Genomic DNA, 15,128 nt, shown 5'->3' with positions numbered 1-15,128 from the left:
GCTCTTATTTTCACTTTACAAACGTAACATATTCACCAGAAACCCATTGATTTCCACCAACATTATACCAACCATCTTTATATCCAAACGATTGATATTTTTCACCTTGGTACACGTTTTTCACAATGCCGTAATTTGTTCCTGGGCCGGTACGAACACGCAATACATCAGCGATTATAGTAACTACACCTACACCATCGTTTGATGATTGTGAAGTTGCTGGTACATTTCCTCCCGTATAACGAATGTATGATGGATCGTTATAAACCCACTGATCGCCACCTAGATTTAACCAGCCATTTGATTGTCCAAATACTTTGTAGGACTCTTCTTTCCCTAATTGACGAATAACGCCATATCCAGTACCAGGTCCTTTTCGTAAATTTACATTACTACCGTTAATATAAGCAACCCCTACATTATCATTCGACGTGGGAGGAGTCACTACGTTTTGAGCACCTTTTCCAAAAGTATCCGTTCCATACCCTTTGTAGTTATATTGCAAATGCGGGCTATCCACAAATCCTTTCCAGTCACCGCCCCATTCGAAACCAATTTGTTTAGCATAACGAATTGCTGAAGCCCACGGTTCTTTATTATAGCCATTCCAATCTTCTGTACCATTCGACTGAATTGGAACAAAATCTAATGCCTGTCCTACTAAGTGATATGAGCGCATCGTTTGTGATGCTCCTTTACGAACATATTCACGTTGTTGCTCGACCGTACGGATTGTTTCATAAATTAATACTTCAATTCCATTGTCGATACAGTACTGATACCACTTAAAAGCTGCAGCTTTCGTATTATCCGCTAATTTATTCAGATTACTTACATTTCTATTGTGGTATTTCAATATGCAACATCTCCTTTTCTATTATCCTATGCAAAACTCGTCTCACGGGTTGTACATATACCTAGAACGATACGAAGTACAAATACATAGGAAGCCAATTCAGCTAAAAAGGTTTTCACTTCTAGCTTCAAACTTTGTAAGTTGAAATCGAAGCAATAAAAAAACCACAACCTAAGTCTTCAAGTTGCGGTTTTTGGTATTTTCTTTTTATATGCTACATGCCTTCTTGCATTGATAATCCTAATATGCAGGTTTTGTAAATTTCTCCTTTATGAATAACACTTCTTATTCATGACTTTTCAAATCCAATAATATTGAATGTAAACGATCCGGATAATTAGTAAACATCCCATCGACTCCCCATGAAAGTAACTTTTTCATATCTTTTTCATTATCTACTGTAAATGGATGAACTTCTAATCCGCTTTTCTTTATTTTCTTTACATAATCTGAATCAATATATTTGTAATTCATACCAAGACCTATGCAGTACGTTTTATACTTTTCTATCTCTAATTCTGTTAATTGAACTGCTTTTTTATAAGGTAATAATTGTACTAAGGATATATTACTATTTAAGCCATGAATCTTTTGTAGACTTTCTTCACTAAACGATTGAATAATAACTTTATCCTGTATTTCATAATGATTAATAATTTCTAATAATTTTTCTTCCATTCCTGGATATTCATTAGGTGATTTTGTTTCGATATAATAGTTCGCATTATGCCCAAACGTTTTAATAATTTCTGTTAATGTTGGGACTTTAACATTTTCAAATTCTTTCTTTGCTAAGTTCGGATATTTTTCATTAAAAAAAGAACCAGCATTTAGTTGCTTTATTTCTTCTAATGTATGCTCTTTCACTAGCCCAGTACCATTTGTTGTACGGTTTAAGGTTTCGTCATGCATTGCCACTAAATGCCCATCTTTTGTCATTTGGAGATCAATTTCTATATAATCTCCATTTATTTTTTGTCCTAATTGATATGCTGCTATTGTATGTTCAGGCGCGAACGCAGAATCACCTCTATGTGCGATATTTTTTATATGATTTGATTGATTCATAGCTTTAGTATACTTATGTTCATTAATTTTCTGAAAAACAAAGATACTTATTATTATAAAGGCACAAATTATTGTAACGAGATATATCTTTTTCATAACGATTTATAAGCTCCTATATAAAGACAATTTAACTTGAATGATTTACTCAATTAAATGTCGATTTTCCAATACAGTCATTTTGCCGATAGCTTGAAATCCCGATTTTTTATAAATATTGATTCCATCGGTTGAAGCTTGTAATACACAATACGTATTTTTAAATTTTTGTGCTTCTTGCAGAAGGAAATTGAACATAGTAGATCCGAATCCTCGTCCTCTCATTTCTTCTTTCGTTGCGATGTCATAAATACCAATACTATCTCTTGAACATATCAATGAACCAACAGTTACGATTTCACCTTCATAAAATCCTAAAAATAGTTTCATATTCTCACTGTTCCATAAATCAAGATTAGAAATTTGATTATAGAATGCTTGTACATGTATACCTTCTTCCGATGTGCCGAATAGATTAGCTAACGTTTCTCCAAATTTTTTTATTAGTCCAGGTGAAGATGCTTGTTGAATTGTAAAACTTACTGGCATGTGTATTGTTGGAGAAATTGTTTTTAAGTCTGCTACCATCGCAATATTTTGCTCCGTTTCTTTTAACCCGATTTTTATATCCCGCTCTTGCTCCTCATCCCATAACCAAACACTCATTGGAAATTTCTTTTGATTATAGTATTCTACCTCCTTATGTAATTTCTCGACCCCTTCCGTTAAATTATTGTTCAGTAGAGTAATGATATTGAATGTATCGGCAGGTAATCCACAATCAACAGCAATATAATCTTTCGTTTCTTTTATACTCATTCCGGGCACAAATTGCGCAACATATGAAGTTTTAAATGCAAAGTTATCTATTAGTAATTGTTTATAATTCATCAATAGTTCTCCTTTTCATAAAAAGTAATACTCGAATCCCTCTATATTAAATATAACATATTAGAAATTTACCTTTTTTTATAAAAAGTACCTCTTTAAATTGTGCTCTATAGTTTAAAATAATTAAAAATGATATAACGTTGTCGGAATGAAAAAAGTGGTATATAATAAATATTAACATTACTAGTAATTATTTTAGGTATTCCTAGAATAAAGGAGCGATACATATGAAAATTACTATTTATTTCGGAAGTCATGAAGATCAAGATGTTCGTACTATGGACTGTCATTTAGATGTAGAAGATACAGAAGAGATTGTTTCTGTATCATAATATAAATAGTTAGGATAAACCCTATTCCCTACAGCGTTTAAGGCACCTTTTATAAGGTGTCTTTTTTGTTATATTTTCATCAAAAACCCTTTACTTTATAGCGTTTTAATAGTAAAATATAAATATACGAACAAATGTTCTTTTTATTTTAAACGTACATGAAGGGATGATTTTAACAATGGCTCCATTAAAGCGCAGAGGAAGAAAAAAGCAAGCACCTATTATTTCAAATACAGGCTTTATCGGCTCTGTCTTTATTGATACATTGGAGTTACAAAAGAAATCCTATTATTTCGCTCGTAAAAAACTTCAAATTGTTCATCACGTATTAGATGGTCTCTCAGGAGCAACAAGCGCTTTGTTTAAAGAACATAACATTTCAGCATACATGTCATGTGTGTATTTACATAAACAAAAGAAAATTGGTTTTGTTCTTTCAACGAAACCATTTGAACAAAGTGATGGCGTTGCTTATTTTGTAAATTATTTAATCGAAAAGAATTTTTATGGCGGCCATGATGAAGATGTAGAATATCAAGAAGTATTTAATACAGGTTTTATCGGTGTAGTATTCGCTGATTTATCTAGTATAGATCGCTTTAATTTCGAGTTTGAAATGGGTATGCTAACGAAATTAATGAAAGATATGATTATTCCAGTTAAAGAACTCTTTTTACGCCATAATGTACCGGCTTACATCTCCACTTCTCACTTAGAAGAACAAAACAAATTAGGTTTCGTTCTCTCTGTAAAGCCATATGACGAACGCGCTGAAGCAGATTTATATTTTGAAGCATATTTAAAAGAACGCGGATTATTTATTGGTGATGAAGAAGATGATATTGATAAGATTGTCATTAGAAAAACCGCTGAATTACGATAGAAAAGCGCAGGATGCTGATCCTGCGCTTTTTATAATTTATGAAACTGATTTACCAAATAAACGGTATTAATTTTTTTGTTTTCTGTTTATAGACTGTAAATTGTTCTCCATACTTTTTCTGTAAGTAACCATCAGATTTTGGAATATATTCAAAAACGAATACAAAGAACAGGCCTAGAGGTATAAATAAACTATAAATATTGCTAGCGATAAATGCTAAACCTAACACCCAAAGGCAATCCCCCAGATAATTAATATGAATCGCATATTTAAATAAACCACCTGTATATAGCTTACCTTGATTTACAGGATTGTCTTTAAAGGATTTTCTAAGTAGCTCTGAAACTGTGTTTAACATACTTCCTCCTAAAAACAATATCCAACCTATTGTAAGTAATATTAAATTAGGATCCTGATTACTAGTAATCATTAAGATTGGAAAACCTAAATAATAAATTCCAAAAGCAATACTGTTCATAATGGCTTCTTGCCATGAAATCCCTCTAGGCAACCATATAAACATCATAGCCGTTAATCGTAAAGCGGTGATAATCAAAGCTATAAACAGCCCTATTGAAATGCCTGGTTTGAAATAAGTAATGAAAAGTAAGTAATACGCAATGATTAGATAAATAATCTCAGTAACTAAAATTAATATTTTTTCTTTTATTGTTGGCCGGTTTATACCATACATTGTGATACGCTCCTTCCTTTATTCATTTTATAGGAAAATAAACTTCTATGATATTATTCTCCTCCTGTGTGCTATAAGGATTCGTTTTATAAACTTCAAACGGAGCTCCATTCAGTTTATAGTTATTTTCTTCAATCCAAACATGTAGCTTTGTATGAATAAAAGGTAATTCTTCGTAAGAACCAATAAGCGTAGCCATTGCGCAAAGACCGGGATTAAACACTTTTGTTTTATTTGTGGCTTCTGCAAGGGGAATCGCAATTTCAACATCATAATTTTCAGGTACATATTCTGAACTATGGAATATAGCAAGTGGTTTTGCACTAGGTAATAAATTTTCAAATAAAATTTTACTAAACAACTCATTAAAGTGTATTAGGAAATCAGCGGTATTAATTTGTTTTCGCTGAGATAATATATTATAGGTTAAGTGATTTACAAGATTAATCTCAATACGATTTAAGTAACCTATGATACTTTCCTCTTCATTTAATTGTTGAATATCAAGCTTTAATTCTTTTAATAAAGAAGAATAATATGTTATCTGCTGTGTTAGATTTTCTTGTTTGCCTTTCATTTTAGAGTTAAGCAATTCAGTATTCTCCCGATCTTCTAAAATATCCTTAATTTCTTCCAGCGAAAATAAATAAGTTTTTAATCGTGTAATCAATAAAGCTATTTCTAATTGGAAAATCTCATAGTAGCGATAGCCATTCTTAGCGTCTATGAAAGCTGGTTTTAAAAGCCCAATTTCATCATAATAGCGCAGCGTCTTCATTGTAAGATGAGATATTTTTGAAAACTCTCCAATTGAAAGCATAATACTCACCTCCTGTATTTAATTATTTTAAATATACTGCTTCCTGTAAGGGGAAGGTCAATCAACAAAGTTAAATTTTATTATTGTATTTCGGAACGATATTCATCCCCTCAACCTACAATTTTAAAGTATTCTCCAAAACGAATATGTAATATTTTCAAAATTGTTCATGGGAAATTAGCCCATTTTTTCGTTTTATAGTATTTGCATTTCTTAACTTGAAAAATGTAGCAGTAACCATTCTATAAATAATCTAAGATCTACTAAGCGCTATAATCTTTCGAATGAACTTCTAATATGAAACAATTCGATGAAACTTTAATTACTATTAAATATAAGATTCCCCCTACAATTGTAATCATGTAGGCTGGAATATAATTTAATAATAGACCGGATAGCGCCATTGCTATAGGAAGCATCATTTTACTTATACTTAATCCAATGCTGAGAACCCTCCCTCTATATTCATCAGGAATCTCTTTTTGCATGAAATAAGCTATAGGTATATCAATAAGCACTATAATTAGTCCTAAAAAGAACATAACAACACAATAGGTAATAACGTATACAAAATCATTTACCTCAAAACTTTTGAATAAAACTGGAATTCCTGAAATAATCATAAAAACCGCCAACATAAAGCTTAACTTTTTCAAAAGATAAGCGTAAGAAAAACGATCGGTTATCTTTTTTACTAAAATCGCACCAATTATCATGCCTACTGGAAAAGTCCCTTGAATCATACCAAATTGTTTAGAACCAAGATCGAGAACTGTATTAATAATGTATGGCAATGGAACAGTTACAGCAAACCCTAAGAAGAAATTAAGTGAAATTAAAATACTGAACGTATTTTTTAAGCTTTTCCGCTCCATTAAGTAAGAGTATCCCTCCTTTATATCTTCAATAAAATTAATTTTTCTAATTGAACATTCCTCATTTATGTTTTGCTCAAACAATTTAAAGTTAATAAATAATATGGAAATAGCCGAAAGGATAAATGAAATACCGTTTATAATTATAAAAATTTTAATATCAAAGACTGCAAAAACAATACCACCTAACATAGGACCTAGAATTAAAGATATAGAATCGATAATTTTACTTATAGAGTTAATACTCATTAGCCTCTCTTTGGAGACGATATTTGGTTTTGCAGCTTCTAATCCTATTCCAAAAAATGTTGTAAATACCGTTATAAGAAAGGTAGTAGCATAAATGGTGAATAAGTCTAATCCATAATTACTGCTAAATATATAAACAGTAATTAATAAGCTTCCACTTAGTAAATCCATACAAATGACCAATTTCTTTTTATCAACTTTATCTGCAATTACACCAGCAAATGGATTCATAACAATCATCGGAATAGTTCCTAAAATAAGCGTAATGGCAAAATTTAATGCTGATCCGGTTATATGTAAAACATATAATCCTAATGCAAAACTATAAATAGAGCTACCAAATATTGATACTGTTTTCCCGAATGAATAGAGACACATATTTCTTAGTTCTTGGTTTCTTTTTTTATTTTCTATATGTAATCGTAAACTTCCCATCACTTTTCCCCCTACCTAACTTTGTGTTACGTACATTGTAAGTTCTTGGGTCAACCCAATAGCAATATGTACGATTTGAAAAGTTTTAAGGGGAAATAAATAAAAGATGGGGTTAACCCCATCTTTTTCCGAAAAATGAATATGTATAAATTTCTTCTCCTTGAACAAAGAAATCCTCGTACCTTCCCCCTCGTATCAAATAATTTGAAGTACTTTCATCAATAGATTGAAACTGTAAATTTTCGATTTCTTTTGTTACTTTTGCAGATGTAAAATTCTCTCTGAGTCTAGGTGCAATTTGGCTATTTATGCTGAATTTATTAAATAAAATAAATGAACTTAATAAATAACAATTGTGTTTAAAAAGGGAATTTAATTCACACAATAAGAACTCCTCATATTCAAAACTATAATTACTTGTACCTGATTGATCGATTACAATATCAACAGAATTATTCTGAATAGGTATGTTTAGAAAGTCGGCACAGATAAATACAATATTTCTTTTCACATTTCTTCTCTCAATTACATCTTTTAAAAGTAAAAGTTTATTCAAATCTCGATCAACAGCAATATATAAACACTCTTCCGGTAGTTCTTCATAAATATTTCGTAAAAAGAACCCAATACCAGACCCTAAATCAAGTAGTATTTTTTCATTTAAATCTAATTGCATTAGTTTCTTTTTCGCCCATTCTCCTCCTCTTTGAACATTTTCCAAAAAAGCAGTATCCGTTTCATGGATATAATCTGAAATAGAATCTTCAAGTGATTTCCTCTTATACACCTCAAATAATTTTCCAGCTGTTAAAACTCCGGAAGTAATCGCGTATTCTTCACCACAATTACAAATTAATTTCCCCTCAACAATTTGATTTTTATTAATAATGCCATCTTCAAGAATTAAATTTCCGTTACACTTAACACATTTAAATAAATGAAGTACTTTTAAATCTACCCCTAAAATTGAACTCGAAATTTCAGTTTCTATAGATAAATTATTTAACGTTTTCTTTAATTTATCTTTTCGTTCCTTTAAGGTTTTTATCTCTTGCTCAATCTTTTCATATTTTACTTTAAATAAAGATTGATAAAAAATATCCTTTTCATAGTCTAAGGATTTCCCTAAATTTTTATAAAGAAACAGTTCTTTAATTTCATTCAAGCTAAACCCTATCCATTTGTACTCTAATATAAGTTCTATATCCTTTTGACAATACTCGTCAAAAAAATAGTGACTTCCTTTTTTCTCAGGAATAACGAGTCCGAGATCCATATAATGTCTAATCGTATCTACACTTACATTATTTACTTCTGCAAACTTACTGATTTTCATCCTAATCACTACCATTTATATATTTGTTTATACATACTTCTTTATTACTTTAAAAAATCCTTTCATCTCCCTATACAAAATTATTTATGCTATGAAAAAGATGTAATTAATTTTAAAGTTCCGCCACATCCCCATTAAGCTAAGCTTATATAAGTTTAGCTCCTCTTTTTTAATCTTGAATTTAAAAAAGAGGCGCAGGTATTACGTTTATGTCTATATATCTAAAAACTGTGAGTTCATGGATGAATTTAAAACTGCGGCGTAAGTACTGCAGTTTCTTCCTTTTTCATTGAGTTGAAATATGTAAAGTTACGTACTTTAACTGTAGCGGACTTGTACTACGCGTTCATATTAATTTTATAGACGTTTAAGGATTTTGTTTCATGGTAAGTATTCTTGCTGTGAAATCAGGATTGTAAATATAGATGAACGTGATTCAAATCAAAAAAAGGTACTCCTAGAAGTACCTTTTTTACTATTCTACATGTGCGAACGCTTTCAAAATTATTGGATATAAATTGATGTACGCATTGTATTAAATGGGGCATTTATAGATGTCTTTTGGTACTCAAAAGTTCCTTGTTGGTGTCCAGACGCATCCCATTTATAATACCAGCCAACGATTGGTCTTCCGCCAATTATAGTGGAATCAATACTTTTTACATTAGAACCATTCATTTTAGCAAATGGGTTTTGGCCATAGCCCATTTCTTTCGTTGTAATATATAAGTATTTTCCCCCGTGGTTACGCGATGTACTGAAGCTGTTCTGATTAATTGTTTCTACCCCGCCTAGCTCAGACTCTACTTGTACGACGTTTAGTGAAGTAAGTGGTGCTGCTGGTCCAGCTAAAGCTTCTGTTGCCATTCCTAATCCGACGAACGCTGTGATTGCTAACGATGAAATCCCTAGTGCTGCTTTTTTAAACATAAAAAACATCCCCTTCCATCTATTGTTTTCTCTTTCATTTTCAATATAATCCTAATAACCTTATATATAAATAGATTGTAGTTTTATAAATATTAGTGCGAATATTCTATTATATATTTCTACAATTCCATTACTCAATATGAATGATTTACAGTGCAAAACGAAATACACACATGTCAAGTTTGTAGTGTTGACATAAAAATTGTAAACTGGCTTACGCCTCGTATTTATCATATTTTATATCCAATATTCCTAATATTCTGTATTCTAGAATGTTTTTACTACAACTATTCATTTTTTCTTTGCAGGAACAACTGTGATAACATCTCCTTTATCATTTAAAGTCAGAGAATGTAGAAATTATAGCTAGCTATTGATATGTTACCTACTACGTACTGGAGCGCAACCTATCTGATAGGTAAATGATTCATGTGAAAAAGGAGACGCTACCAGTTCTATAGCATCTCCTTTTTATTTAATAAGTTAGACAGAAAGAATAGAAATAATGTTTTTCTTGTTTCACTATCCTTTTGTTTGTAAATGAACTGAGTTTTGAAAAACTATCCTATATAGTATGAATCGGGTATAGACATTAAATAATAGAATAGGGCACCTATTACTCCACAAGTAAAAATAGTAACTCCCATATTTCTTATGCCTTTAATTTTTGACCAAAATCCAATAAATCCTGTTATTAACCCACTTAAAGAGAATAGTGAAAAGTTGGAAACGGGTGTAAGAAGAAATTCCGCATTAATCCCTGTCCCCCAACAAACAATAGGTAACACGACAAGGGTAAGACAAAGTAATCCCATTACACTTACAAGTAATTTAAGATATTTGATACCTGCAATAATTAAATAGATTCCACCTATAAATCCACATAACCAGTAAATTGGCATAAAGTAAATCCAAAGAAAATGCAAGATGATCATATGTAATTTCCTCCTATTTATTTTCGCTCATTGTAGTTCTGGTTATTTGATGTTCTGAATTCGTTGCTAATTTATTAAGTTGATTTAGCGTTTCTTCTAAATCAAACGAATTAAACCAACGGTAATCCTGTCTGTCTAGAATACGATAATGCTGACTAATTAGATTTTGTTGTAAGCGAAAATTCCCTTTTTCTTGAATCTGTTTCCACCAGACTTTTCCTCCCAATGTTTTTTCTTTGAAGTTGTTAGTGCTATTGTGGGCCATTGTTTCGATTACTACTAATGGATCATCCCCAAGAGTATTCTGTAAAACTTCACTATCTCTAAACAATGCACAAATAGCAACAGTGTTGGTCCAACCTGCATTCGTTCTCCCTTTCTCAATTTGAACAAGCGTTTTTTTTGATATGCCGAGAACTTCAGCCATTTTATCTTGTGTATATCTTTTTTCAGTGCGTATTAACTTTATTTTCGTTGAAATAAGTTCAATTGCATGCTCCTTATTCACTTTACCTCCCCCTCAAAAAGTAACTAATGTGTTATTTAGTGTAATTTTACACTTTAATCAATTCATTTTCAACTCAATCCTCCTTAAATCTTGTAAGAAATAATTGGATAAGTCATAAAAAAGGCATTCCACAGTTATCTATGAGAAGGTAGCTCGACCATCGATTTCTAACCTCGATGGAGATATGTCGAGATCACATTTCATTTTAATTAAATAAAAAACCCGTGAATTATTCACGGGTTTTACTTTAATAACTAATTGCAATTGTACCTTCACCTGCATGAACTGCAAATGAAATTGGTAATGGATATAGTTTGAAATCCATTTCAGGGAATGCTTGTCTAATATCTGCAATCCATTCTTCAGCTCCATCTTTATCGTTAGCATGGAACATGTGAAGTACTTTTGGCAATTCTTTTTCAAGTTCATTTTTAATGTATTCTCGGCATTTTTGGATTTTACGTACTTTCTTTTCAAGTAAAAGCTCTCCACCTTTTACTTCTAATATTAAGTTGACACTTAATAAACTTCCAAGTAAAAATTGAACTCCCTTTACACGTCCACTTGCATAAAGGCCTTTTAAACTTTTCGGGAATACATGGAAAGGTCTTCTTTTTTCATCTACTAATGTTTTGTGTATATCTTGTAAAGTCATACCATCATTGTATAACGATTTCGCTTTTCTAATTAGTTCATCCATTGGATAACTTGTTGTTTCGCTATCTAATACCGTTAATGGGAAACCTGCCATTTCTGCAGCTAACTTCATGTTTTGATAGGTTCCACTTACTTTTCCGCTAATAGCAACTGCAAATCCCTCTTCATATTCTTCTTTGCATTTCGAAAATAAATCTACCATTTCCCCTATGTTAGGCTGTGATGTAGTGACAGTTTTACCTTCATTCAAAGCATTATAAACGCGCTCACGCACACCTTCTTCACAATCTTTGTACGACACACCATCAATAATAACTTCAATTGGGATAACAAAGTTATCTCCTTCTGTTTTAAAACTCGCAGTTGTACTATCAGTAATCCAAGCAACACGCTTCATGTTGTTCCTCCCTTAATTCAATTCCTCTTTTCTGACTTTTCTATATATTTATGTTACGAAAAGAGAATATCCCTGTAATAGTAACAGGACTTTATTGTTTTGGCTATAGTAGATGCATATTAATTGTGACTATTTCTTGTCTATTTCACAAATAAAAAAGAAAATCAAGGAATTTGCTCGATTTTCTTCTTATCATATACTATTTAAAAGTTTCATTATCTAAAATTACTACATAATCATTCGTTAATCGTCCAGCTTCTTTTGTATAACTAACAAGCCTTTGTATATTATCACAGCAAATTTTTGCTCCCCATACGAGTAAAGGTACGCCAATAAAATCAATATGGAACCTTCTAGAAAACAGCCCACCGAAAGTCATTGGTAAAGGCACTGTTGGTGATGTATTAGAAAATATAATCTTTTCATGGCTTTGATAATGTTTTTGCAAGATTTCTCCTAAATGCTTCATCGCTGGTACAACAACTTTTGATGCGCCACATCCAATCGTATATACAGGATGACCATGTTCATCGATTCCATGAAAAATAATTTTTCCCATATCTTCTGTTTTCAATTTATTAAAGTAATCTACATTCAAAATTTCTTCTTTCGTTAACTTACGATCCGTTGGTAATTTATTTAAATGATACGCTGCAGCAAGTGAAGTTGTATGAGTACCGCCGAAGTCTGTGTAAATGTATATCATATTATCATCCCTTGTTGTAAAAGTTCAATGTTAATTAGTATTACCGTTCTTAGCAATGTTAAACAAGGGATGTTATTTGTCCCATATGAATAATGGACTGGATTGTTACAAAGCACAACAAAGCCGGAATGAGCCAAATACGGTTTATTTTCACTTTTCGTTCTTTACTTTGCATCAAAACAATAATAAGAACAACAAGTAAAATATCCATTTAGAATCCTCCTATAAACTTGCTTATCTTTAAAGATTATATTCTCCTCTTTTCACTCCATACTTGAAATACGATAGCTACTTTCAAGTGTAAGATGGAAAATGTGATTTCTCATCAGCCTTAAGCATTATTTATAAAAATAAAAAAGACGTACTTTTTACTCGTACGCCTTTAATAACTCGTTTAAACTCCTATTTATCAACTAATTCCACACCTTTAGAATTAGTTTTACCCAACACTCGAATGTTAAATTTATTAATGGCTTTTAAAAAGATATTATAAATACAATATCCAAAAATAGAACCTAGAACATTACAAATCACATCATCAATATCAGTAATACGTCCCACTCCACTAAATAAAGACTCAATTAATTGTAGCAATTCAATACTAGCTGATATAGAAAATCCTAATAAAATTGTATTTTTGAATTTCTTATATTTATCCCATAGGATAGGTGCTAAAAATCCTAAAGGCATTAATAATAAAATATTCCCGCCTACATTTCTTACAATTAGCCCAATCATAAATAGGGCATCTCCATCATAAGCACTACCAATTTGATTGATGTCTTTAATAATTGATGCAAATGGTATTATATTGACCGAGCGATTCAGATTTTCAATATTAGAAGGAAAACCGATTGGTAAAGGGAATAAAGTTACTGCAACAACCATACAAATGTAAACCACGAATAAAAAACTTACTATTTCTTTCCACCAAATCACATGTTTTTTATTTTTGGTACCAATTAATATTCCACGTACAATTAAATAACAAATAACCCCTAAAATAATAAACAAACTACCGTTGATCATATACAAATTGTTAACACATCCTTTCATATGAATTAATAATTTAAATTTACAATTATATAGTAATATTTTTTAATTTAAAAATCCATATAAACATATGTAATTGTGCAGAATTACAAAAACCCCTTATTTAATAAATAAAGGGTTCCTCGTTAACTAAAATATTTTTCAGAACAGAAACAATCATAAACCCGTTTAAATTATTTTCGTATCTCTTCTTTTATATCCATATAATTAAAAAGCTCTTTCTATTTCTGTCATTAATTTTTCAGGTCCTGCCTCTTTATTCGATGGAATAACTAAAGTGATTCCTAATTCTGGATATATGGCCGAGCGAAAACTGACGCCTGGATCATATCCCATTACATGATATTTGAATACCTTGTTTTCTCGTGTTTCAATCCATATTCCATATCCGTAAGACTGTTTATCATTTACATAAATGTGGGGAGTTAAAAGTAACTTTGTATATTCCTTTCCTAAAATTTCATTATTAAATAGTGCCGCCCAAAATTTCAACATGTCTGGTGCAGTAACATATGCACCTCCATCAGCCCCTCCTTTTATTGGTATAGAGTAAGCGTTTGTTCTCCAATTTTGGTTGGTTTCGTCCTTTATATATCCTAGAGCTGTATGTCTTGGTAATTTATCTAACGAAAAATAGCCAGAATCATTCATGCCAATCGAATTAAAAATGTTTGTTTCTATATACTCCGTAAATTTAAGTCCCGTCTGTTCTTCTATTATTAATCCAAGTATGATAAAACCTGCGTTGTTGTAGTGAAACTTACTCCCAGGTGCAAACATCATATTATTGTTTTGAAATAATGGTAAAAAGTCTTTTAAGCTCTTTAATAGATACATAGGTGTTTGTTTCCAAAGATCCTCGAAGTTATCTATAATACTTTCATCAAAATAATCTGGTATACCAGAGCTATGCGTTAGTAGTTGATGTATTGTAATATCTTCATCGAAGTTTGGAAGTTTTATCTCTAGACAATCCTTTAATTTTGTATGAAAAGAAATAACACCTTTTTCAACAAGTTGACAGATTCCAATTGCAGTGAAAATTTTACATCCTGAGGCAATGCCGAATCTTGTTTGTATCGTATTGTTTATACATTCACTTTTGTTTGCGTAACCCATTGCTTTTTCATAGATTAAGTCTTTTTCTTTTTTTACTAAAACTACTCCAGAGAAATCTATTTTCTTTTGTATTTCTTTTACAATTCTATTAATTTCATCTTTTGTTTTTATCACGACAACCACCCTTGTCTTTCGGTATTGTTCTTTACCCTTATTAATTTTTCCATATAAAGGGGAAAGAACCCTTTTATTAAATACGATAAATTGTTAATGAGAACACAAAGTTCATTTCGAATGTACTCCGCTATTTGTGGGCAGTAGGACCCCCATCTCAAAATTCAGCGAAAGCAAAGAAGTTAAGTGGGGACCCTGCTGCCCGTAAAAGCCCGATTGGTGAGGGCTGATAAT

General features: G+C 31.3%; 16 protein-coding genes. 1 reads left to right on the top strand and 15 read right to left on the bottom strand.

Annotated elements, in window-relative coordinates; translation table 11 throughout:
- Positions 1–10: 10 nt before the first annotated feature.
- The 3 genes from MHH55_RS07385 to MHH55_RS07375 form a co-directional block, all read right to left on the bottom strand.
- The gene (locus tag MHH55_RS07385; protein WP_078187138.1) at positions 11–856 is read right to left on the bottom strand and encodes a M15 family metallopeptidase; all 846 of its coding nucleotides are present in this window, start codon (positions 854–856) and stop codon (positions 11–13) included.
- Between the two features lie 285 nt (positions 857–1,141).
- On the bottom strand, positions 1,142–2,020 hold the full coding sequence (locus tag MHH55_RS07380; RefSeq protein ID WP_078187137.1) for a glycerophosphodiester phosphodiesterase: 879 nt from the start codon (positions 2,018–2,020) through the stop codon (positions 1,142–1,144).
- Positions 2,021–2,065: 45 nt separating this feature from the next.
- Positions 2,066–2,851, bottom strand: a complete 786-nt coding sequence (locus MHH55_RS07375) for a GNAT family N-acetyltransferase (protein WP_139362485.1) — start codon at positions 2,849–2,851, stop codon at positions 2,066–2,068.
- A gap of 510 nt (positions 2,852–3,361) precedes the next feature.
- Between MHH55_RS07375 and MHH55_RS07370 the strand changes: the two genes are divergently transcribed.
- Positions 3,362–4,066, top strand: coding sequence for a hypothetical protein (locus MHH55_RS07370; protein WP_000035355.1), 705 nt, complete (start codon positions 3,362–3,364; stop codon positions 4,064–4,066).
- Positions 4,067–4,115: 49 nt separating this feature from the next.
- Here the strand turns inward: MHH55_RS07370 and MHH55_RS07365 are convergent, their stop codons facing one another.
- From MHH55_RS07365 to MHH55_RS07310, 12 genes are all read right to left on the bottom strand, one after another.
- Positions 4,116–4,760 carry a methyltransferase family protein gene (locus MHH55_RS07365; RefSeq protein ID WP_000274258.1) on the bottom strand — a complete coding sequence of 215 codons (645 nt, stop codon included), beginning with the start codon at positions 4,758–4,760 and terminating at the stop codon, positions 4,116–4,118.
- Between the two features lie 22 nt (positions 4,761–4,782).
- A complete protein-coding gene (locus MHH55_RS07360; RefSeq protein WP_000948767.1) occupies positions 4,783–5,580 on the bottom strand; it encodes a MerR family transcriptional regulator in 798 nt (265 codons plus the stop codon).
- A 263-nt stretch (positions 5,581–5,843) separates the two neighbouring features.
- The gene (locus MHH55_RS07355) at positions 5,844–7,139 is read right to left on the bottom strand and encodes an MFS transporter (RefSeq protein ID WP_000535174.1); all 1,296 of its coding nucleotides are present in this window, start codon (positions 7,137–7,139) and stop codon (positions 5,844–5,846) included.
- A 112-nt stretch (positions 7,140–7,251) separates the two neighbouring features.
- Positions 7,252–8,475: a MerR family transcriptional regulator gene (locus tag MHH55_RS07350; RefSeq protein ID WP_000703280.1), complete on the bottom strand. Its 1,224-nt coding sequence runs from the start codon at positions 8,473–8,475 to the stop codon at positions 7,252–7,254.
- Between the two features lie 504 nt (positions 8,476–8,979).
- Entirely contained in the window at positions 8,980–9,405 is a 426-nt protein-coding gene (locus tag MHH55_RS07345; protein ID WP_000472909.1) for a DUF4879 domain-containing protein, read from the bottom strand.
- 560 nt (positions 9,406–9,965) lie between these two features.
- The gene (locus MHH55_RS07340) at positions 9,966–10,340 is read right to left on the bottom strand and encodes a hypothetical protein (RefSeq protein WP_000584711.1); all 375 of its coding nucleotides are present in this window, start codon (positions 10,338–10,340) and stop codon (positions 9,966–9,968) included.
- A 13-nt stretch (positions 10,341–10,353) separates the two neighbouring features.
- A complete protein-coding gene (locus MHH55_RS07335) occupies positions 10,354–10,848 on the bottom strand; it encodes a helix-turn-helix transcriptional regulator (protein WP_001031007.1) in 495 nt (164 codons plus the stop codon).
- 247 nt (positions 10,849–11,095) lie between these two features.
- Positions 11,096–11,902 (bottom strand): DegV family protein, encoded by an 807-nt coding sequence (locus tag MHH55_RS07330; RefSeq protein WP_078186995.1) that lies wholly within the window; start codon positions 11,900–11,902, stop codon positions 11,096–11,098.
- A gap of 199 nt (positions 11,903–12,101) precedes the next feature.
- The gene (locus MHH55_RS07325) at positions 12,102–12,608 is read right to left on the bottom strand and encodes a DUF3189 family protein (RefSeq protein WP_000639421.1); all 507 of its coding nucleotides are present in this window, start codon (positions 12,606–12,608) and stop codon (positions 12,102–12,104) included.
- A 58-nt stretch (positions 12,609–12,666) separates the two neighbouring features.
- Positions 12,667–12,819, bottom strand: a complete 153-nt coding sequence (locus MHH55_RS07320; protein WP_000353713.1) for a hypothetical protein — start codon at positions 12,817–12,819, stop codon at positions 12,667–12,669.
- Positions 12,820–13,010: 191 nt separating this feature from the next.
- Positions 13,011–13,643, bottom strand: coding sequence for a VanZ family protein (locus MHH55_RS07315; protein WP_048519293.1), 633 nt, complete (start codon positions 13,641–13,643; stop codon positions 13,011–13,013).
- A gap of 225 nt (positions 13,644–13,868) precedes the next feature.
- Positions 13,869–14,894 (bottom strand): serine hydrolase domain-containing protein, encoded by a 1,026-nt coding sequence (locus tag MHH55_RS07310; RefSeq protein WP_000598059.1) that lies wholly within the window; start codon positions 14,892–14,894, stop codon positions 13,869–13,871.
- Between the last annotated feature and the right edge of the window lie 234 nt (positions 14,895–15,128).

It is taken from the genome of Bacillus sp. FSL K6-2944 (assembly GCF_038005385.1).
Classification (GTDB): Bacteria; Bacillota; Bacilli; order Bacillales; family Bacillaceae_G; genus Bacillus_A; species Bacillus_A cereus.
Note: the sequence above shows the minus strand (reverse complement) of the source record. Positions and strands in the feature narration are given on the sequence as shown.